Here is a 20,392-nt window from a genome sequence, read left to right on the forward strand (position 1 = left end):
CGTCAAAGATTAATGAGTCATCCACAGTGTGAAAGCTGCCGCCAATGCAGCGCAGCCAACCAGCAAATACAGCCATTGAACCGGACGGCGCGCATGGGTTTTCTGCCCCGGCACAGCGAACGCCCCTTTCTCTTCACCGCATCGGGTGCGGCTTCATTCCATGGTTCTATTAAACCACAGAAAAAGAACGATCCTGCTGCCGAAAGCCTTACAAAAAACTTACGGTTTTTATCCGGCGCGTCACAGCACACATTCCGGGTTGCCCCGCTGCCGGCTCACCTCGGCAAGCATGGCCAGTGTCACCCTGTCCAACACATCGTTCACCGCGTCATCCATCTGTTCCCACAGCCAGCGCGTGGCGCACTGCTCCGCCCGCGGGCATTCCGGCGCGTCCTGTGCAAGGCACGCTACCGTAGCAAGGTCGCCCTCCGTCAGCCGCAGGATCTGCCCCGCTGTGTATTTCTCGGGGGCATAGGCCAATCGGTAACCGCCTTGTGCGCCGCGCACGCTGCGCACAAAGCCCGCTTTTACAAGCTGTGAGATGATCTGCTCCATATACTTTTCGCTGATCTGCTGACGCGCAGCAATGCTTTTGACCGAACAGTACTCCTCAGGGTCCGCCAGTGCCAGATCCAGCATCAGGCGCAGCGCATAGCGCCCCCGGGTAGAAATTTTCATGGTACACGCATCCCTCTTGTTCCCCGCAAAAGGTGCAGAGATTTCTTCTTTTTATTATAAACGGGGAATTGCGCGGCCGCAAGTCAAAACCGGCAAAATAGATACGCTTTTTACTGCTTTTCTCCACAAAAAGACAAAGCAGGCCGCCCCGCGGGCTCTCTTTTCCAGAAAAGCCCTGCGGAACGGCCTGAAAACGGCGCAGAGCGTACCGGCGCTTTACAGATGATGCGCAAAGCCCTCGGCCAGCTTCTGCAGCTCGCCCTTCGTCGTCACACGCGCGTCCCATTGCAGGATATGCGCGCGCACCGTTCCGGGCAGCGCGATCCACACATCCCGCAATTCCGGGTCCGCGCGGTAATATTCATCCAAAAGCATGCTCAGCCCTCCGTTCTGCGTCCGCCGTCGTACAGCTTGGCCAGATTTTCAGCAAATACAGCCAGGCTGTCCAGATCCTCCAGCTCCACATCCGCGTGGCGTACGGCATTTTGTACGGGAGCCGGCAGGTTTTGATAAAATACGAGCATTTCCGGCGTGTAATCCTCAAGATTCTGCATTCTTTTCACCTCTTGCGGTTAGGATGCGCGGCGGCCGGGAAAATATTCAAACGGTAAAAAACACCTGCGGCGGCCGGGAAAACCCATTTGGGGGTTGGCACTGGCGCATGGGGCGTGGTATGATAAGGTCAGGAATCAATGTAAATGCCACTGGCGGCGCAGTGCGCCGCTCAAGCGAAAGGATCCTTGTTATGCAATACACATCACTGCCCGACGGGTTCACCATTCAGGAGCTGGACGCCTCCCATCTGGAGCAATTCAACGCACTGCTGCGCTATGCGTTCCAGGTAACGGAAGAGGAGCTGGTCCAGGTGGGCTGGCAGGAGGATGAAATCAAGCAGTCAAAATTCCCCATTCTGGAATCAGCCCATGTACTGGGCTGCTTCGAGGGCAAAACGCTGGCCGCGCAGATCGCCGTATATCCCATGCAGGTAAATGTGGAAGGCGCGCTGCTGGATACCGGGTTCGTCACCGGCGTGGCCACTTATCCGGAATACGCGGGCATCGGCCTGATGAGCACGCTCATCCGCCAGGCGCTCACCGATATGCGCGGGCGCGGACAGAGCATCTCGTTCCTGTGCCCGTACTCCATCCCCTTTTACCGTCACAAGGGCTGGGAGATCGTGTCGGACAAAATGACGTTCCGCATTCGGGACAATCAGCTGCCCAAGCCCCAGCCTGTGCCGGGAAAAGTGCGGCGCATCGCCTGGGACGATCCCTCCCTTGCCGCGGTGCATGACCGCTTTGCCGCCAAAACACACGGCTGTCTTGTGCGCAACGCGCTGGCCTGGGATGAATACTGGCGGTGGGATGTGGACGACGAGGTCGTGGCCATGTACTACGACGCCGCGGACGAGCCGCAGGGTTATCTTGTCTATCTGCTCAAGCGCGAGATCTTCAAGATCAAGGAAATGGTATATCTGAACGATGAGGCCCGGCGCGGCATGTGGGATTATGTCACGGCCCACTATTCCATGGTCACCGAGGTCTCCGGCTGCAACTATACCAACCATTCGCTGGCTTTCACGCTGGAGGACAGCGATATCCGCGAGACCGTGCAGCCCTATGTGATGGCGCGCATCGTAGATTTTGCGGCGTTCATCATGAGCTATAATTTTGCCGAAGCCTCCTCGGGCGATGCCATAACCTTCCGCATCCACGACAAAGTGCTGGACTGGAACGAACAGGAGTTTACCGTGCGGTTCCATGCAGACGGCACACATACGCTTTCGGCGGAACCGTCGCCCTACACCGCGGAAATGAGCATCGGCACGGCCATCTGCATGCTGATGGGTTACAAGCGCCCTGCATACCTGAAAAGCATTGACCGCCTGACGGCGGACGCCAAGACCACGGCGCTGCTGGAACGGCTGATTCCCACGGGCAAGGCATATTTTTCAGATTATATCTGAAGCATTCCACGCAGAGCAATGCAAGACCGGGAGCCTGGAAAGCTCCCGGTCTTGTTTTGTAAATTATTTGCGGTCGTGCAAAGGCACATAGTCCACCCGCGGTTTGACACTCTTGTATGCAGGACGGATGATCTTGCCCGCATTGATGAGCTCCTCGATGCGGTGGGCGCTCCAGCCCGCGATACGGCTGATGGCGAAAATGGGGGTATACAGCTCCAGCGGCAGGTCCAGCATGCTGTAAACGAAACCGCTGTAAAAGTCGATGTTGGCGGAAACGCCCTTATAGATCTTACGCTCTTCTCCGATGACCTTGGGCGCAAGGCGCGCCACTGCTGCATACAGCGCATATTCCTCATGGCGGCCCTTCTCCTCAGACAGCATCTCCACAAAGTGTTTGAACACATTGGCGCGCGGGTCGCTCAGGGAGTATACCGCATGGCCCATGCCGTAGATCAGGCCCGCTCTGTCGAAGGCTTCCCTGTGCAGCAGCGCGCGCAAATAGGCCTCGACGGCCTCTTCGTCCGTCCAATCCCTGACATTCTGTTTCATGTCTTCGAACATCTGAACTACCTTGATGTTCGCACCGCCGTGCTTGGGCCCTTTCAGGCTGGCCAGAGACGCCGCCACGGCAGAATAGGTGTCGGTGCCCGAAGAAGTAACCACATGCATGGTGAAGGTCGAGTTGTTGCCGCCGCCGTGCTCGGCGTGCAGCACCAGCGCCAGATCCAGGATTCGGGCCTCCAGCTCGGTATATTTGCCATCCGCGCGCAGGATGTGCAGCAGGTTTTCAGCGGTGGAAAGCTCGGGCACGGGGTTGTGGATGAACAGGCTTTTGTCCAGCACATAGTGGCTGTACGCCTGATAACCGTATACCGAGAGCATGGGGAACAGCGCAATGAGCTGCAGGCACTGGCGCAGTACATTCTCGGTGCTGTTGTCCGTGGCCCGGGCATCGTAGCTGTACAGCGTCAGCACACTGCGGGCCAACGTATTCATCATGTCGGCGTTGGGCGCCTTGAGGATGACGTCGCGCACGAAATTCGTGGGCAGCGAGCGGTAGCCCGCCAGCAGCTTCTTAAAATCATCCAGCTGTGCCTCATCCGGCAGCGCGCCAAACAAAAGCAGATAAACGGTTTCCTCAAAGCCGTACCGCTTTTCGCGGATAAATCCCGATACGATCTGCTCCACATCCACGCCGCGGTAAAACAGCTTGCCTTCGCAGGGCACCTTTTCGCCGTCTACCATTTTGCTGGACTGTATTTCACTGATCTCTGTCAGGCCTGTGAGCACGCCGTTGCCGTTCAGGTCGCGCAGGCCGCGGTTGACAGCGTACTTCACATACATTTCCGGCTCGATGACATTGTCCGCAAGGCACAGCTTCGTCAACGCCTTGATCTCGGGCGTAATGGCCGAGTAATCGATGGATTTGTCGATGGGCATAGTGGTTCCTCCTTTTCCCGTTGTTCCCGCCGCGTTGCGGCGAAAAATTCTTCTAAAATAATGTGAACATGTTCATTATACCATAAAATCAGCAAATAATTGTTAACAATCTGTCACTCGCGGTAAAAAATATCCCGATAAAAAACGTCCCGGCGCCGCGAAAATACGGTGCCGGGACGGCGGGCTTCAATATTCTGTGCCGGAAGCCTCGTTGTTGAATATTTTGATGGCACTGGATGTACCCAGCCTGTCGGCGCCAAGCGCGATGAAGCGTTCCATATCCGCCACGCTTCGGATACCGCCTGCCGCTTTGATCCTGCAGCGGCCCTTCACACACCGCGCAAACAGCGCGATATCGTCGAATGTGGCCCCGCCGGTGGAAAAGCCGGTAGAAGTTTTAATGAAATCCGCTCCCGCTTCACACACCACGCCGCACATCGTTTCCTTTTCCGCATCTGTCAGCAGGCATGTCTCGATGATAACCTTCAGCACCTTGTTCCCCACGGCCTGCTTCAGAGCGCGGATCTCATCCCGCACGTAATCGGTATCCCCCATTTTCAGCCGGCCGATGTTGATGACCATATCGAACTCCTCGCATCCCTCGGCCAACGCCTGCTTTGCCTCAGCCACCTTTGCCGCCGTCGTCGTGGCTCCAAGCGGGAACCCGATGACCGTGCACACAGGCACGCGGCCGCCCAGATATTCCACGGCACGTTCCACCCAGCACGGGTTGATGCAGATGGATGCGGTGCTGTTTTCCAACGCCTCATCGCAGATACGGCGGATGTCCTCCCAACCTGCGTCCGCTTTCAGCAGCGTGTGGTCTACCTTTGCCAATATCTCCTGTTTTGTCATACAGCTCCTCTTTTCCCGGGCGCGCGGCCCGTCTGTGTCTATTTGTTCCGCCCGCACCGGGCGCTTTTCTTTATTGTACCCGTTTTCCCTGCGGCGCGCAAGAAAACCAAAGGCGGGACAGCCGCAGCCGCCCCGCCCTTTTGCGCTTGAAAGCAATTATTTCACTTCGGTGACGACAACAGCCTTCACGGGGATATCCGTAAGGGCGATCTCGTTGTTGTCCGCATCCACATTCTTGAGGATGTCGGAAGCGATGTTGTTTGTGTTGTTCTGCAGCGCGGCAAACAGCGTGTCATAATCCGCTTTCGCAAAGCTGTCGAACTTGGCGGTGTCCATGGCCAACGCAACACCGTTGTTGGCCGCGTCGTAGACCTTGTTTTCGCCGCCGGGGAAAGAACCGTTGTAATATGCGGCAATCATATCATAAACGGAGGTGCCCAGGCCCTTCATCGCGGAGGTGATAACCGTCTCGGATTCGCCGGACTGGTCCACGTCCACACCGATGACCTTGGTACCGGCCGCTTCCGCAGCCGCCATCACGGAGTTTCCGACAGCGCCGCCCGCTGCAAAAATGACCTCGGTGCCGTTGTTGTACCAGGACGCGGCCTGGTTCTGGGCTTCCGGCGTAGCGTCAAAGCCGCCGGTGTAGTTGTACATCAGCTCAATGCTGCCGTCAGCCATGCCGAGCTCCTGCGCGGCATACTCGGCGCCCTGCACAAAGCCGTAGCCGTATTTTACAACGGCAGGCACGGCCATACCGCCCATATAACCCAGCTTCGTCATGCCGTCCTTGACGGCCGCATAGCCGGCCAGGAAGCCCACCTGCTCCTCGGCGTAGGTGATACCCACGCAGTTGTCGGCGGTCTTATAGTTATAGTCCGCATCATGCGGGTTGCCGTCAATGAGGATGAACGTCACGTCCGGATACTGGTCCTGCGCGATGTAAACAGGCTCCTCAAACAGGAAGCCCGGCGTCACGATGACCTTCGCACCGTTCTTCACAGCCTGGTCGATGGATTCCAGGTACGCGGTGGTGCTCTTTTCCGTGGGCTGATAATACTGGTGGGAGATGCCTTTTTCCTCGGCATACTTCACCAGGCCCTCCCAGGCGCCCTGATTGAAAGATTTGTCGTCGATGGTACCAATGTCGGTGATGAGGGCAAGTTCCGCTTTTTTGCCGCCGGCGGCACAGCCGGCGAACACGGAAAGCGCCAACACGACAGCCAATGCAAGTGCAAGCAGTTTTTTCATGTCAACTCTCCTTTTCGGTCGTCCGTCCCGGACGGGGCGGACAGATGATTCCATTGCCGTGCATAGAACGGCAACAGCTCCTTTTTTACAGCCGCCTCCGGCGGCCGCGGCCCAAAAGCCGCTCTTATGGATTCCCTTGTCCAGTATACAGAATCCCCGTGTGTTTTTCAAGCCCGCCCGGCATGGCGCAGATTACAAATTTTTTACAGCGCCGCTGTGCAAATGCTTCAAAAGGGCCGCAGCATGCTTTTGAAAGCGCGCGGCCGGGCACGGGCCGTCCGGCTGCACCGGGGCGCTGCAGAACGGCCGCTTTTTATCAAAAAACGTCACAGCACCTTTTCCGGGCCAAAGCCCAAAGGCAGCAATTCGCCCAAAGTCATTTCCTGCCAGTCGTTTTCGCTTTTCGCCATGATGACCCGTAAATCCGGCCCGCCAAACTCGTACAGCATCTGCCGGCATACGCCGCAGGGCGATGTGATAAGCGCGTCGTCCGGCGCGCCGTCTTTTGCGCCCACCACGGCAACGGCTGCAAATTCATGCACCCCCTCGCTCACAGCCTTAAACAGGGCTGTACGCTCGGCACAGTTGGTTGGGGTGAACGTGGCGCATTCGATGTTGCAGCCTGTATAGACGCTGCCGTTTTTGGCCAGCAGCGCGGCGCCCACCTTGAAATTGGAATAGGGCGTGTAAGCATACTCCCGCGCGGCGAACGCGGCTCGGATGAGCGCTTTCCGGTCGATGTTCTGTTCCATCGTCGTCACTCCAATACGCTTCCCAGCGCGATCTCCATCATATTCGTGAAGCTCGTTTGGCGCTGCTCGGCCGTCGTCTCCTCATGGGATACAAAGCTGTCGGAAATTGTGAGCAGGCACGCGGCGTTTTTTTTCGTGGCGGCCGCATTGTGGAACAGCGCAAAGCTCTCCATCTCTACGGCAAGGCAGCCCTTTTCGTCCCGCAGCTTTTCCCAATAATCCGGCTCGGCGTCGCGGTAAAACACGTCGCTGGAGTGCACCGCGCCCTCAATGAGCGGCATGCCCAGCCGCGCCGCGCTTTTGCGCAGTGCGCCGCACAGCGCCTCGGAGGGATAGGTCACGTCCTTGTCATAGCCGTTCTGCGTTTTGGCATAACTGCTTTCGCTGTACGCGCTGGTGGCCAGCACCACGTCGAACACCTTGGCCTGCGGGCTGTACGAGCCCGCCGAACCGATGCGGATGATGTTTTCCACGCCATATTGGGTGAACAGCTCCCAGGAATAAATGCCGATAGACGGCATGCCCATACCGCTTCCCATCACGGATACCGGCACACCCTTATACGTGCCGGTGTAGCCCAGCATGCCGCGCACCGAGGTAACAAGCCCCGGGCTTTCCAAAAAGGTCTCGGCAATGAATTTTGCGCGCAGCGGGTCTCCGGGCATGAGCACGGTTTTTGCAAAATCGCCCGCGGCGGCCGCATTGTGTGGGGTAGACATAGTTTTTTCTCCTTTACTGTCGGGTGATGCGCGGCCTCATACAAGGTAACGCGCGCGGATGTCCTCAAGCTCTGCCGCGCCGATTTCAAACTCGGCCCGCAGATATTCTTCAAAAGACGGATATTTTTCTTCAATGGCGTCCAGCGCACTTTCAATGCTCTCCCGCCGTACGCCTGTGGCGATTTCCGTCACCTGCTGCGCCTGCGCTGCGGGCAGTCCCGCCCGCTCCAGCATTCCGCGGAACTGGTCCCGCCCCGTGGTGCGGCAGGCATTGGTCAATAGATAATCCTCCACGATATCCTCCCGGGAAACGCCCAGCGCCTTGAGGATGAGCGCCGCCGCCACGCCCGTGCGGTCCTTGCCGGCGGTGCAGTGGAACAAAATGGGCGTTTGCCCGGCGCGGATGGCGCCGAACAGCGCCCGGTACGCCGGGTTGCCAAAGGGCATCCGTGCGTAGCTCTCATGCACGCCTTCTGTCAGCATCCGGATGCCGTCTTCACTGCGAAGCAGCTTTTCCAGGTCGAAATCCACCTCGCTGCCGTCCTCAGCCAGCATGGCGCTGGCCGGAATGTTCACCACGCCGGGGAAATCCGGGTCCGGCGCGAGCGTCCGCTCTTTTTCCGAACGGAAATCGAACACGGTACGCACGCCCAGCGCCTCGAAACGGGCGCGGTCCGCCGGAGTTTTAATATTGGCAAGCGCGGGGCTGCGGTAGAACGCGCCGTATTTGACATGCCTTCCGCCGCAGCCTGTATATCCGCCCAGCTCCCGAAAATTTTCGCACGCTTCAAACGGCAGCGGCGCGCCGGGTCTCTCTTGCTGCATGGGGTTCAGCCTCCTGTGTTTTTATGGCAGACGCATGCCTTGCATCACGCCTGCTCTTTCACGCTGCCGTCCGCGTACGCGGCCAACAGCTTTTTAAGGTCCGCGATCTGGTCCTTCAGCCGCGCGCCCTCGTCTGTATCTTCTACATAGACGCGTTTGCCGCTGGGCTCGAACACGTCCTTGGTAGACAGGATGTCCAAATTGTCCAGAATCGCCTTCTGGGTGCTTTCAAACGGGCCGTGGCTGCGCAGGGAAAGCCCGCGGGATGAAGAAACCAGCGTGTATCCCGCGATGCCCGTGCGCTGATGGTACGCTTTACAGAAGCCGCCGTCTATGACAATGAGCTTTCCGCCCGCCTTCACAGGCTGCTCGCCGCTGGCCGCGCGCACCGGAATGTGTCCGTTCACGATATGGCCCGTTTCAAAATCCAGCCCAAACTCCGCGAAGATTCGCCGCGCGGTGCCGCGCGCCACAGCCTCATCCTCGTTTTCGATGTATGCATAATAAGGGTTTTTCCGTTCGGGAAATTCGCCGTCCACGAACAGATGTTCAAAAGACGCCATGCGGTCCCGCCCGAAAATGGGCGACAGCGGGCCACACCACAGATAGTATAGAAAATCCCGCCCGCGGCGGCGCGCATCGCTGCCCACGGGCGCGAAATAACCCTGGCGCGCCATGCGTTCGCATTTGTCCATCCACGCACGTCCCGAAAACGTCTCCCCGCCGTATTCCACCCGGGCGAACTCCCCGTTTTCATCCAGCGGCACGGCTCCGTGAAACAGCAGATTGTTGTTTTCAATGCGGTACACGCTTCCCTTGGCATACAGAAAGCGAACGTGCCGCGCCAGTTTTTCGCTCTGCATGAAGCTCTGGCACAGCTTATCCAGCACGTCGCGCTCGCCGGGCGTCAGCGCGGCGGGGCGTGCGGGGTCCACCGTGGGAAAATCGCAGTCTTTCATGTGGTATTCCACGCCGTCGATCACGATGGTCTGAGACACGAAATCCACCTGTTCCAGCAGGGCGCGGCCCTGCATGCCGAAATCCGGGTTGCGGCCGATCAGCGCGCATTCCAGCTTGAACAGCATTACGGCGATGGCCTTGTGCATCCGTGCGGTGCGTGCAAGGTCAGCCGGGGTATACTCGCCCTCCTCTACCAGCTTGGGCCAAAAGCCGGAAACGTCCGTGTCCCGGTACACTTCCTCGGCATATTGGGAAAGCGGCCTCAGGCTGATGCCGTAGCCGTCCTCCAGCGTCTCCAGATTGTTGTAGCTGAGCGTCACATGGATGACGCTGGCAACGCACACCGTGCTGCCGGCCGCCGCGCCCATCCACTGCACGTCGTGGTTACCCCACTGTACATCCACGGAATGGTGGCGCATCAGCTCATCCAAAATGATGTCCGGCCTGGGGCCGCGGTCGAAGATATCACCCACGATGTGCAGGCGGTACACAGCCAGCCGCTGGATGAGCTGCGCCAGAGCGGTGATAAAGTCATCCGCACGGCCAATGTCAATGATGGAATCCAGAATACGCCCGTAGTAAAATTCCTTATCGTGGTCCTCAAAGTGGGCGTGCAGCAGCTCGTCCAGGATATATGCAAAATCCCCGGGCAGGCGCTTGCGCACAAAACTGCGGGTGTATTTGGAGGACATCATGCGGCACACGTCGATCAGCCGGTACAGCGTCTTTCGGTACCATGCGCCCAGGTCGCTCTGCCGCGGCTTCAGCTGGGCCAGCTTCTGTGCGGGATAATAGATCAGCGTTGCAAACTCCGCGCGCTCGGCGTCGGACATCTCGCCGGCCAGCACACGGTCCACCTTTTCCTTGATCACGCCGGAGGCATTTCCAAGTATATGCGTAAAGGCGTCGGATTCACCGTGCAGGTCGCTCATAAAGTGCTCCGTGGGCTTCGGCAGCCGCAGGATGGCCTGAAGGTTGATGATCTCACTGGAGGCCGCAGCCACGGTGGGATACTCCTTTGCAAGCTGCACCAGAAACTTTTCTTCTGCCGTATGAAGCATTTTTTGCATGAACAGCCCCCTTTCCGGGATTTCTTCTTAAGGAATATTGTACCACAAATGCAGAAAATATGGTACACTATCCCTTGAGAAAATCGGGACGGGGGAGGATAAGGCATGGAGACGCCCACCCACTGTACGTTGTGTCCTCGCCGCTGCGGGGCGGACCGCACGCGGACGCATGGCCTTTGCGGCGGCGGCGGTATGGTGAAAATCGCGCGCGCGGCGCTGCATTTCTGGGAGGAGCCCTGCATCTCCGGCACACAGGGCAGCGGCACGGTGTTCTTTTCGGGCTGCCCGCTGCAATGCTGCTACTGCCAGAATCACGGCATCAGCGCCGGAAATTTCGGGCGGGAGATATCCACCCGGCGCCTGGCGGATATTTTTCTGGAGCTTCAGGAGCAAGGCGCACACAACATCAACCTTGTCACGGCGGGGCATTACCTGCCCTGGGTATGCGAGGCACTCGATATGGCCCGGCCCGAGCTGCATATCCCGGTGGTATACAATACCGGCGGCTATGAAACGCCCGAGGCCGTGGCCGCCCTGCGCGGCTATGTGGACATCTGGCTGGCGGACGTCAAATACTGCTCGCCGGAGCTTTCCGCCGAATATTCAAACGCGCCGGACTATTTCGAGGCTGCCCGCATCGCCGTAAAGGCGATGATCGCGCAGGCCGGGCCGCCTGTTCTGGACGGTCAGGGACTGATGCGCAGCGGCGTTATCCTGCGGCATCTGGCACTGCCGGGCGCCGCGGCGGATACCCGCGCCGTGCTTCGCTTTATGGCCAAAGAACTTCCGCCGGGAAGCTTTTTGACGAGCCTGATGAGCCAGTACACGCCGTTCTACAAGGCGAAGGAGCACAAGGCCCTGGGGCGGCGCATTTCGACGTATGAATACCGAAAGGCTGTGGACTATGCGGTAGAGCTTGGCCTGACGGAAGGCTTCATGCAGGAAAAAAGCAGTGCAAAGGAGGAATACACTCCCGCTTTCAATTTGGAAGGCGTGTGAGGGAGCTGGTATGGAGGAAAAGGATTCTCTTGCGGTTTATTACGGAAAAAATTTCTGGACGGCGCCCCAGGGCGCACCGGCGCAGGCCGTGCCCGTGGACTGGCAGTTCACCTGGGCCGGGCATTTGTGCCGCATCCCGGCGCTGTATGTTTCAGACGCCGGGCTTACGCTTGATGTGCTTCTGTTTCTGGACAGCGGCGCGGTGCGCACGTTCTGCAAAAAATATGCGGGGGTGGACGGCGAGCGCCTCACGCCCTTGGAAGAGCGGATGTTGGAGGGAGAACGGCCCATCCCGGAGGCTTCCTTTTCCCCGCGCCTGATCAACGGCCTGCCTGTGGAGCCGTGCGCATCCAGCAGCTTCACCTGGGTTCCCTTTGTGCGGCGCGAACGGCCCGATGCCGCCGTAGACGCCGTGCGCGCCGCTTACGCTTCCCTGTGCCTGCCGGGCGACTGCTATGTGTGCCACCGTGTGCATGCCCCCTGGCCCCGCGGGATGCAGACCGCTGTAAAAAGCCTGTCACTGGAGGTCGCCGCCGGGCCGCGGTGGATGCCCGTCGGCCGCGAATTCGCCGTCAACGAAGTGAGCGCTGCCGCCTGTGCGGTGCCTTTCGCACACCCGGTTACAGGCGCAAAGCACACGCTTTATGTAAATGAACTTGCTTTCCTTCACCGCGGCCCCACACCGCGCCTGCCGCAGTTGGAGGAGGGCTGGCTGCCGGTGATCGCCTACGAGATCGTGCCGCCCCTGCCCGCCGGCGAGGAACCGGAGCTGATGGAAACGGGCCTGCCGCCCATCGAATGCACCGGACCGGTTGGCGTAGCGCTGAGCGACAGCGGCCCCGGCCCGCACGGCACAAAGCCACGCGCAGCCTGCGGCTGGCTGCGCGGCGCGCAGGGCGGCGCGGTACATATGGCGCTGGCAGGCATCCATGCTCAGCGTGGAAGTTCTCTGCGCTATTCCTTCGAGGTGTAAGCATCCTCAGGAAACAGCCCGGCTTTCCCGCCGGGCACGCTGAGCTTTCTCTCCTTCTTTTCGGAAACAAAAAGCGTCCCGTCTGCATCTTGCCGCAGGCGGGACGCTTTTTATTGTACGCATCCGGGTATTCCGCGCCGGACCGCGCTCATTTCAAAAGCAGCGGCAGAAACGGAAGGACAACGCCGAAAACGAGGAACAGTGCGCCCCCAAAACGGATGCCGAACCTGTATAACTCCGACGGCTCACCGGCGCGGTACGATTTCCACTGCTCGGTCCATTTCCAAACCAGCGCCGGACGAAGCAGGCACAGCAGCCCCAGCGCAATACAAACCGCCGAAAGGATCATACAATATACCATTCTCCGCCTCTCTCCATTCCGTTGCGTTTCTTTCCCTGCCTCAGTAGTAAAAAGCCGGGGACGCCACCGCCATTATCAAAAACAGCACAAACGTCAATACAAAAAACACAGCCCATGCGATGACACGCGCAGCCAGAAAGCCCCGCGCAAAGTTGCGGCGGTTGGGGCGGCCCGGGCTGTCCAGCGCCCAGACGAGCAGGAACACCAGCCCGATCACCGGCACCATTCCCAAAAGGGACATTCCGAGATAGGAGCCCATGGATATCGGTTCGGGCAGTTCCGGCTGTCCGTAGCTTTGCATGCCGGGCGTATAATAGGCAGGCCGCTGCGCATAAGCGGGCGGCGGAACGCCCGGACCGGGTGTTCCCTCAGGCCGCGGCGGCATATAGATGGGCCGCGGCGCAGCCCCCACAGGGCTGCCGCCCTGCGGCGGATACGGATATGCCTCCTCCTGCCCGTGGATGGGAGGCACGGGCGCACCCGGTCCGGGCTGCGTCGGGATTTCCCCCGCGGGGACCGTCACAGGCGGCTCATCCAGCCGTCCGGCCTGCCGTGGTTCACCCGCTCCCGCCTCCCGCACGGGGGACTCCGGCAAGTCGGCTGCGGGCGCGCCTCCGCTTTCCTGCCCGGACTGCCCTGCATCGCGGGTGCCGTCCTGCGCTTGAACCTGCGGCGGCTCCGCCATCCGGTCCGGCTCATCGGGTTCGATCCTACGCCCGCAGTTCGGGCATGCGTCCAGGCCCGGCACAAGCGCCGTGCCGCAGATAGGACAAAAGTTTTTTGCCATTGCAAAACGCTCCTTTCCGCGCACCCCATGGGGCCTGCGGTCAAAAATACATATATACCTGGCAGGGGATCATACCATTGTACAGCTTGCGGCGGCGTTTGGCCTTTTTGCCGAAATGCTGCTCAAAATCCGCGTCCGCCGTAATAATGTATGCGCTGCGCACGGGGTTTTCCTCCAGCCGACGGCCCAACATGCGCTCCAGCTCCGCGGCGGCGGCAAGGTCGCCCAGGCGCTCGCCATAAGGCGGATTGGTGAACACCATTGCGCCGGGGGCAGGGGAAAAATCCTTCACATCCGCCGTAAAGAACCTGCAGTGCTTTTCCACTCCCGCCAGCTTTGCATTGGCCGCAGCCAACGCCACCGCCGCAGGGTCAATGTCAAAGCCTACGCCTTGGAATTCCACGCCCCGCCGGATCTCCGAAAGGGCTTTCTCCCGCTGCTCTTTCCAGACGGCGGCAGGCAGAAACGCATAGTGCTCCGCCGTAAAGCGGCGCCGCAGGCCGGGGGCCATGTTCATGGCCTTCATCGCGGCCTCGATCATCAGCGTACCGCTGCCGCAGAACGGGTCCTGCGCCAGTGTGTCGGGATAGATGCGGCCCAGGTCAATGATGGCCGCGGCCAGCGTCTCCTTGATGGGCGCCTCCATACTGTTTTTGCGGTAACCGCGCTTGTGCAGGCCGTCGCCGGAGGTATCCAGCATTACCTCCACCATATTTTTGCGGATGGAAAAACGTATTTTGTACAGCGCGCCGTCCTCTGGCAGAACCTGCACCCGGTGCCCACGCTTGAGCCGCTCCACCACAGCCTTTTTCACGATGCTTTGACAGGCCGGAACGCTGGAAAGCGTACTGGACAGACTGCTGCCCTTCACCGGGAACTCCGCGTCCGCGGGCAGCAGCTCTTCCCAGGGAATGGCCGATACGCCGTCAAACAGCTCGTCAAAGGTAACGGCCTTGTAGGTCTTAAGCAGGATGAGCACGCGCTCGGCACAGCGGCTCCACAGATTGGCGGCTGCGATGATGTCCGGCCCGCCGCGGAACGCCACGCGTCCATCTGTGACAGCGACATCCTCTGCGCCGATGCGCTTAAAGTCGAACGCCGCGGCGCTCTCTGTGCCAAAATAGCAGGGTGCGATCAAATCATATTTCAAAATTGTTTTCCTCGTCTTTTTAAAATCGTGTCAGGGCAGCGCCCCGGCATTCCGCAGGCCGGGACCGCCGTGACGGCTTGGGGGCGATAAAGCCCGTACCAGCCGTACAACGTGTGTTATCGGTTTAAGTATAGCACAAGCCCGGCCGCATCACAAGCGGCGGCTGTTTTCTGAATGAAATGATCCGGCGGTGCGGCGCCCGGCACCTGTCCCCCTTCCCTTACCGAGCCGACGGCCGGACGGAACATGAACTGCAACACCTCCCGGTTCGGGAGCAAAGTAATTCACAGAACAGCTTTTGGTACCGATGTCTCCATCCGGTCGCGCCGTACCTTAAAGGCACCCTGCAAATACGCCGCATTGTTCTTTCATATATGGTATAATAACCTCAAACCCGCCGCTTGCGCGGCTGCGCGCACTTCGTGCGCTGATGCGCTTATCGCGCATTGCTTTGAGAACATTGAACCATGCAAAACCGCAATGGATGCGGTTTTGTTGTGGCCGCTTCGCGGCGCCATGGTATAATATGTCCGGTTGGCGAATGTAAGCCGCAGGTGAAGCATGCGCTTAGCGGCATAGATACCATGTTTCTTAGTGAACACGAGCGGCACCCGAAGTGCGAGCTTAGAAAATGGTATATTGTCCGTGAAACAACAGGAAGCCGCCGTTTGGGGCGAAAAGGCAAATGGCAGATAGCTGCAGCGACTGTGAAAGAATCGAGTTGATCAAAAAGCAGAAGGCCCCATATTTTGTCAGAGAATCAAAAACCGGTTACGTCGTTATCGGTGACAATCAGCGCATAAAAAGACATTCTCTTTTTCTATGCAAGCAATGCGTCTCTGAGCTGCATCTTTTAGCACCTGAATTCAGATATGGCTTTCTGACAGAAATGTCTATCGCAGCTGAAGCCGTTTATAAAAGCGTTTAAGCCGGAAAAGCTGAATTATGAACTTCTGCGCGTAGGCGGCGTCCATATGCACGGCATATATTTTCCAGAAGAAACGGCGATACGCCCCGCCCCGGCCCTGTTTGGCAGTTGGGGAAGGAATTGTCGTCGGAGAAATATCGTCCCTCCTCAGAAGAATTGGCAGCTTTAAAGACACAGTTGAACATAGAATTGGACAAGCTCTTGTTATAGACCGCCTGCTTGACCATCATACATCACCTGCGGAAGGCCCTGTTCCCGGCGCCGGCCGCACAAAAACATCCTGCCCGGAATTTATACGGGCAGGATGTTTTGCAGCTTGTCGAAAAAGCTACGCTTTTGCGCCAAGCTGCCTACGAACAGGGCCTGCGGCCCCGTTCGCCGCGCACGGCGCGGGATTATTTTAAATGAAAAAGGGGTTCGCCATCCCTTTTTCAAGCTTTTTCCCCGGACGCTTCTTTTCCTTCTTTGCCTTTTTCGATAGTCTAAAAACATCCTGCCCGGAATTTATGCGGGCAGGATGTTTTGCTCCTTCACGCTGTCGGCGCTTCAATGAAAAGAACCGCTTTATCCCAGAACATTTTATCCGGTCGGTTCCGCCTTACTCTTTCTCCAAGCGCTTGAGCAGCAGCATGCAGAGAACGGACGACATTGCCATCACCAGAGCCAGCGGCCACAGGTTCCCAGCGGAAAATCCGCCGTCCTTCATCAGGCAAAAGCCCCATGACGCAGGAAATATCCGTCCCGCCGCACCAAGAACGCCGGGCAGCAGCTCCGACGGGAACATAATGCCCGACAGAAGAATGGAGGGAAGAAAAACGAGCTGGGAAAACATGGTCAGCTTCGCCTGATCCCTTACTGCCACCCCAAGCACGCCGCCCACGCTCAGCGACGCGGCAGTAAAAACCGCCAGGGCACCGAAATACGCTGCCGGGTCGGCAGGCGCCGCCGCGCCGAATGCAGGCGGCGCAGCCAAATAGATTACCGCGCTCATCAGCATCAGATGCAGAAATGTGGACAAGAGCGCCGGGATGAGACCGAAGTACAGCGGCACACCGTTGGCTTTGTACATTTTTTTGATATCGCCGCCGTAGATCTCCACCAGCGAGGGCGGCAGGCCGATCAGCGCCCCCATGGAGACACCCATCACCGTCATGGACGGAACCAGCGTTTCCCGCGCGGACGGGTTGACCGATGTAAAAATCCCTCCCATCATTGCAAAAAACAAAAGCGGCACCACATAGCAGGTAATGAGCAGCGTCCTGCTGCGGATGTCCAGACGCCATTGCAGCGCCGTGCCATACAAAAACGCCCCCATCATACATCCTCCTTCGCAATATCCATAAAATGCTGCTCCAGTGTTCCCCGTCCTACTGTAACATCCAGAACCGCGACGCCGCACCGTTTGTAAGCTTCCAGCAACGGCAGCAGGGCCTCCCCTACGTCGTCAGCCTCAAAACGCTCCTCACCCTGCGCTGTCCGGACGCACACAAGGTATCGGCTGCCGATATGCGCGGTCAGTTCCGTCACAGTGCCCAGAAAAACCAACTCTCCGCGGTTCAGGATGCCGATGCGGCTGCACAGGCTTTCCACCTCCGCCATATCATGGCTGGCCAGGACGATGGTTTTCCCCTGCGCCTGCAGTGCGCGGATCTGCGCGTGGAGCGCCACCCGCCCCTCCACGTCCAGCCCGGCTGTGGGTTCATCCAGAAATACCACGTCCGGCCTTCCGGTGAGCGCAAGTGCAAGATGCAGCCGCCGCTTTTGTCCGGTGGACAGCGCGCCGTACTGCGTTTTTTTCATCCCACCGATGCCCAGTGCGTCCAGCATGGCCGCATCCGGCTTCGTTCCGTTCCATTTTGCAAACAGCGCCACGGCCTCCATGGGCCGGATGTGCGCCGGCAGAGAGGCGGACTGAAGCTGTATCCCGGCCTTGCCCCACACCACAGCACTGCCGCCATCCTGCCGCCGCAGGCCCTCGATGCATTCCAGCGCCGTGGTCTTTCCCGCGCCGTTCACCCCCAGCAGCGCAAAGATCTCGCCCTGCTCCACCGTGAAGGTCAGTCCCTTCAGCACCGCACGGCCTGCGTAACTTTTTTGCAGGCCCTCCACCCGTATCGCACAGCTCATTGCATATCCTCCCCTGTCGGCCCTGTCCCGATCCGGGTAAAATAGGCGTCCAGCGCCGGCTCGATGTACGCACTTGCCGCGGCCTGCCTTTGCCGCCACGCGGCGTCCGCTCCGTCAAAGCTTCCCATCTCCATCAGCTTTGCCAAAATTTCCATGTCCCCGCCGGTGAACTCCGTCACCATCTGCCAAAATGCGGCCGCCAGCGCCTGCCCCCGCGCCCCTTCGGGCGGCTCGCCTGCGGCCTGCAGACGCAGCGCCTCGTCCTGCAGGCGGTTGAAGGTCTCCAGCATCGCCCGGCCGCTCTCTTTGTCGAAGCGGCTGCGGATATGGTCCAGCGTTCTTTCGTCAAAATGCTTGATGAGCCAGTAAAACTCATTTTTCATCTGCAGGTTCACAATAATATCCGCGTACTTTTTAAAGTCCACCGTCTGCATCTGCAGCACCTCGGCACGCAAAGTCTCAATGGCCGTGAGTGATTCCGTCAGCACCGCGATCTTCTCCCGCACGGCGGCAGCCTGCGCTGCCAGCGCGTCCGCAACGTCGGCGGGCGTATCCAACGGCGCAAGCCTGTTTTTGATGTCGTCCAGGGAAAAAACCAGAGACTTCAGCGACAGGATTTGATGGAGCTGTATCATATCCTTATCCGTGTACAGTCTTCGCCCGCCTCCGCTTTCCGCCGTGGGAGAAAGCAGTCCCTCCCTGTCGTAGTATTGAAGCGTGCGGACCGTGACGCCCATTCTTTCCGCCAGCTTTCCCACGGTCATAAAGCCATCCGGCAGCGCCCGTTCATTTTTTGGCATCTCTATCACCTCCCTGCCATTATATTTCATGACGCCGCGTCACAAGCAACCCTTTTTTGACGCCCATGCAAAATATTTTCCGGCGCTTGGCGCAAAAAAGCGCCGCGCGAAACTTCGCGCGGCGCTCTGCCTGCAATCTTCATTGAAAAGTACGCATCAGCGTTCCGGAATCAGTACGCCGTAGCTGCCGTCCTTGCGGCGGTACACCGCGTGGATCTCATCGGTGTCCGCGTCGCGGAATAAAAAGAACGTGTGGCCCAGCATATTCATCTCCAAAATCGCCTCATCCACGGTGCTTGGCTTGCAGGAAAAGCGTTTTTCGCGGATGATGCTGTATGCTTCTTCCGGCTCCGCCTCGTGGGCGGCAAGCGCGAATTCCTCCACCGCGGGCTGATAGACACGGTTTTCCAAACGCTTGCGGTTTTTAACGATGCGCCGCGTCAGCAGGTCTACCGCCGCGTCGAACGCATCTTCCATACGGTCGGCCGATTTCTCGGCACGGCTCGTAAAGCCCTTGTCTTTAACGGTCACCTCCACCGTCTGCCAGTCCTTTTCCACGGTCACGGTAACGTTCGCCTCCGCGCTGTCGGAAAAGAATTTGTCCAACTTTGCAAGCTTTGTTTCCACGCGCTGCATAAACGCGTCCTTCAGGTTGACTTTTCGTCCTGTGCATGTGATCTTCATAAACCAAAGCCTCCTTTAACAGTTGAAAAAGCGGCGTGGACAACCCCGCTTCTTCTGTTTTGATTATACCACGTCAGCACGTGATTTTACAAGGATTTTATAGGCAATATTTACAAAATGTTATTTTAGCATACACAAAAAATATACAATTCGCACGCAATGTAAATTAAAAAGCGGCGCAACTGAACAAGCCGCGCCGCTTTGAGCGGAGATTTCTTTCATTATACGCCGGAAAAGCCCGCGCGCCGCAGGCTCTGCCCGCTCAATGCCCCCGGCGGGAGTAACCGCCGCCGCGGCGCGCCTCGGTGACGCGGCGCAGGTCGGAGATTTTTTCCTCGCTGCGGGATTTGAACTGGCTCATCATGTCCTCAAACGACATTTCACCCTGCGGCTGCGACTGAGTGCGGGGCTGCCAGGTGCGGCCGGTATCCGCGCGCTGGGGGCGCGGGGGGCGCGGCTCAGTGCGCTTGATGGAAAGCGCGATTTTGCCCTCGGGCGAGATGCTCATCACCTTCACCTTCACGGTCTGTCCTTCGCTCAAAACGTCGGAAAGCTCCTGGATATACTCGTTGGACACCTCGGAAATGTGTACCATGCCGGTTTGGCCGCCGGGCAAAGCCACGAACGCGCCGAATTTTTTTACGCCGGTGATCTTGCCCTCTACGATGCTTCCTACCTCTACTGCCATGGATTGCGATAACTCCTTACGTTAAATAAAGTTATAAAAATTGCGAAGCCGCAATGCTTACCAAAACCGGTGCAGTCAGTCCCCCGACATATCCACATAGATATGCTCGCCGGGCAGCACATATCCCAGCTTGTCGCGCGCGATGCGCTCCATATACGCCGCTTCGTCGCCGGAATCCAGTGTGCGCTGCAGCTCGGTGTTGGCCGCCTCCTGGGCGGCTACCTGCTGCGTCAGGTTCTCCAGCTGCTGGCGCTTGGAAACGATGTCGATCTGCGCAAATACAAGCGACACGCACAGATAGATGCAAACGCAAACAAGCCCTATGCGTACCGCAAGGGCCGAAAAGCCTTTTTTCTGTTTGCGCTTTCTCTCTGCCATA

22 protein-coding genes are annotated in these 20,392 nt (G+C 58.6%); 3 read left to right on the top strand and 19 right to left on the bottom strand.

The annotated features are described in order from the left end of the window. Nucleotides 1-240 precede the first annotated feature (240 nt). From IIY41_RS10560 to IIY41_RS10570, 3 genes are all read right to left on the bottom strand, one after another. Nucleotides 241-678 carry an RrF2 family transcriptional regulator gene (locus IIY41_RS10560; protein WP_009323601.1) on the bottom strand — a complete coding sequence of 146 codons (438 nt, stop codon included), beginning with the start codon at nt 676-678 and terminating at the stop codon, nt 241-243. A gap of 216 nt (nt 679-894) precedes the next feature. Continuing rightward, nucleotides 895-1,053: a hypothetical protein gene (locus IIY41_RS10565; RefSeq protein ID WP_287400669.1), complete on the bottom strand. Its 159-nt coding sequence runs from the start codon at nt 1,051-1,053 to the stop codon at nt 895-897. A 2-nt stretch (nt 1,054-1,055) separates the two neighbouring features. Then, on the bottom strand, nt 1,056-1,232 hold the full coding sequence (locus IIY41_RS10570) for a hypothetical protein (RefSeq protein WP_009323599.1): 177 nt from the start codon (nt 1,230-1,232) through the stop codon (nt 1,056-1,058). A 191-nt stretch (nt 1,233-1,423) separates the two neighbouring features. Between IIY41_RS10570 and IIY41_RS10575 the strand changes: the two genes are divergently transcribed. Continuing rightward, the gene (locus IIY41_RS10575; RefSeq protein WP_119980327.1) at nt 1,424-2,644 is read left to right on the top strand and encodes a GNAT family N-acetyltransferase; all 1,221 of its coding nucleotides are present in this window, start codon (nt 1,424-1,426) and stop codon (nt 2,642-2,644) included. 63 nt (nt 2,645-2,707) lie between these two features. On the opposite strand, the gene IIY41_RS10580 is transcribed toward IIY41_RS10575, so the two are convergent. The 7 genes from IIY41_RS10580 to IIY41_RS10610 all read right to left on the bottom strand — a co-directional run bounded on the left by IIY41_RS10580 (nt 2,708) and on the right by IIY41_RS10610 (nt 10,516). Beyond that, complete coding sequence (locus IIY41_RS10580) at nt 2,708-4,084, bottom strand: citrate/2-methylcitrate synthase (RefSeq protein ID WP_050005138.1); 1,377 nt, start codon at nt 4,082-4,084, stop codon at nt 2,708-2,710. A gap of 186 nt (nt 4,085-4,270) precedes the next feature. Further along, nucleotides 4,271-4,939: a deoxyribose-phosphate aldolase gene (deoC, locus tag IIY41_RS10585; protein ID WP_050005155.1), complete on the bottom strand. Its 669-nt coding sequence runs from the start codon at nt 4,937-4,939 to the stop codon at nt 4,271-4,273. Nucleotides 4,940-5,095: 156 nt separating this feature from the next. After that, complete coding sequence (locus IIY41_RS10590; RefSeq protein WP_009323595.1) at nt 5,096-6,190, bottom strand: BMP family lipoprotein; 1,095 nt, start codon at nt 6,188-6,190, stop codon at nt 5,096-5,098. 326 nt (nt 6,191-6,516) lie between these two features. Beyond that, nucleotides 6,517-6,942 (bottom strand): cytidine deaminase, encoded by a 426-nt coding sequence (locus IIY41_RS10595; RefSeq protein ID WP_082432071.1) that lies wholly within the window; start codon nt 6,940-6,942, stop codon nt 6,517-6,519. 5 nt (nt 6,943-6,947) lie between these two features. Next, nucleotides 6,948-7,661 carry a purine-nucleoside phosphorylase gene (gene deoD, locus IIY41_RS10600; protein ID WP_009323593.1) on the bottom strand — a complete coding sequence of 238 codons (714 nt, stop codon included), beginning with the start codon at nt 7,659-7,661 and terminating at the stop codon, nt 6,948-6,950. A gap of 36 nt (nt 7,662-7,697) precedes the next feature. After that, nucleotides 7,698-8,486: a tyrosine-protein phosphatase gene (locus tag IIY41_RS10605; protein WP_009323592.1), complete on the bottom strand. Its 789-nt coding sequence runs from the start codon at nt 8,484-8,486 to the stop codon at nt 7,698-7,700. A gap of 44 nt (nt 8,487-8,530) precedes the next feature. Further along, nucleotides 8,531-10,516 (bottom strand): fructose-bisphosphatase class III, encoded by a 1,986-nt coding sequence (locus tag IIY41_RS10610; RefSeq protein WP_009323591.1) that lies wholly within the window; start codon nt 10,514-10,516, stop codon nt 8,531-8,533. A gap of 105 nt (nt 10,517-10,621) precedes the next feature. Here IIY41_RS10610 and IIY41_RS10615 point away from each other — a divergent pair, with 105 nt between their 5' ends. Together IIY41_RS10615 and IIY41_RS10620 are read left to right on the top strand one after the other, a co-directional pair. Beyond that, nucleotides 10,622-11,515, top strand: coding sequence for a radical SAM protein (locus IIY41_RS10615; RefSeq protein ID WP_287400675.1), 894 nt, complete (start codon nt 10,622-10,624; stop codon nt 11,513-11,515). A 10-nt stretch (nt 11,516-11,525) separates the two neighbouring features. Then, nucleotides 11,526-12,488, top strand: a complete 963-nt coding sequence (locus IIY41_RS10620) for a hypothetical protein (RefSeq protein WP_158555367.1) — start codon at nt 11,526-11,528, stop codon at nt 12,486-12,488. A gap of 148 nt (nt 12,489-12,636) precedes the next feature. On the opposite strand, the gene IIY41_RS10625 is transcribed toward IIY41_RS10620, so the two are convergent. The 9 genes from IIY41_RS10625 to IIY41_RS10670 form a co-directional block, all read right to left on the bottom strand. Continuing rightward, complete coding sequence (locus IIY41_RS10625; RefSeq protein ID WP_058723091.1) at nt 12,637-12,849, bottom strand: DUF6199 family natural product biosynthesis protein; 213 nt, start codon at nt 12,847-12,849, stop codon at nt 12,637-12,639. 40 nt (nt 12,850-12,889) lie between these two features. Then, nucleotides 12,890-13,636 carry a hypothetical protein gene (locus IIY41_RS10630; protein ID WP_058723092.1) on the bottom strand — a complete coding sequence of 249 codons (747 nt, stop codon included), beginning with the start codon at nt 13,634-13,636 and terminating at the stop codon, nt 12,890-12,892. Between the two features lie 40 nt (nt 13,637-13,676). Beyond that, nucleotides 13,677-14,786: a THUMP domain-containing class I SAM-dependent RNA methyltransferase gene (locus IIY41_RS10635; protein ID WP_009323586.1), complete on the bottom strand. Its 1,110-nt coding sequence runs from the start codon at nt 14,784-14,786 to the stop codon at nt 13,677-13,679. A 1,526-nt stretch (nt 14,787-16,312) separates the two neighbouring features. Then, nucleotides 16,313-17,032, bottom strand: coding sequence for an ABC transporter permease (locus IIY41_RS10645; RefSeq protein ID WP_318268094.1), 720 nt, complete (start codon nt 17,030-17,032; stop codon nt 16,313-16,315). Then, complete coding sequence (locus IIY41_RS10650) at nt 17,029-17,841, bottom strand: ABC transporter ATP-binding protein (protein ID WP_123158451.1); 813 nt, start codon at nt 17,839-17,841, stop codon at nt 17,029-17,031. Before IIY41_RS10650 ends, IIY41_RS10645 begins: the two co-directional genes overlap by 4 nt. Beyond that, on the bottom strand, nt 17,838-18,641 hold the full coding sequence (locus IIY41_RS10655; protein ID WP_287400678.1) for a MerR family transcriptional regulator: 804 nt from the start codon (nt 18,639-18,641) through the stop codon (nt 17,838-17,840). The genes IIY41_RS10650 and IIY41_RS10655 overlap by 4 nt, the downstream gene beginning before the upstream one ends. 156 nt (nt 18,642-18,797) lie before the next feature. Further along, nucleotides 18,798-19,325, bottom strand: a complete 528-nt coding sequence (gene hpf / locus IIY41_RS10660; protein ID WP_009323582.1) for a ribosome hibernation-promoting factor, HPF/YfiA family — start codon at nt 19,323-19,325, stop codon at nt 18,798-18,800. A 262-nt stretch (nt 19,326-19,587) separates the two neighbouring features. Beyond that, on the bottom strand, nt 19,588-20,013 hold the full coding sequence (locus IIY41_RS10665; protein ID WP_009323581.1) for a S1 RNA-binding domain-containing protein: 426 nt from the start codon (nt 20,011-20,013) through the stop codon (nt 19,588-19,590). Between the two features lie 75 nt (nt 20,014-20,088). After that, nucleotides 20,089-20,391 carry an FtsB family cell division protein gene (locus tag IIY41_RS10670; protein WP_009323580.1) on the bottom strand — a complete coding sequence of 101 codons (303 nt, stop codon included), beginning with the start codon at nt 20,389-20,391 and terminating at the stop codon, nt 20,089-20,091. Nucleotide 20,392 lies beyond the last annotated feature (1 nt).

It is taken from the genome of Ruthenibacterium sp. (assembly GCF_017421385.1).
Classification (GTDB): domain Bacteria; phylum Bacillota; class Clostridia; order Oscillospirales; family Ruminococcaceae; genus Ruthenibacterium; species Ruthenibacterium lactatiformans.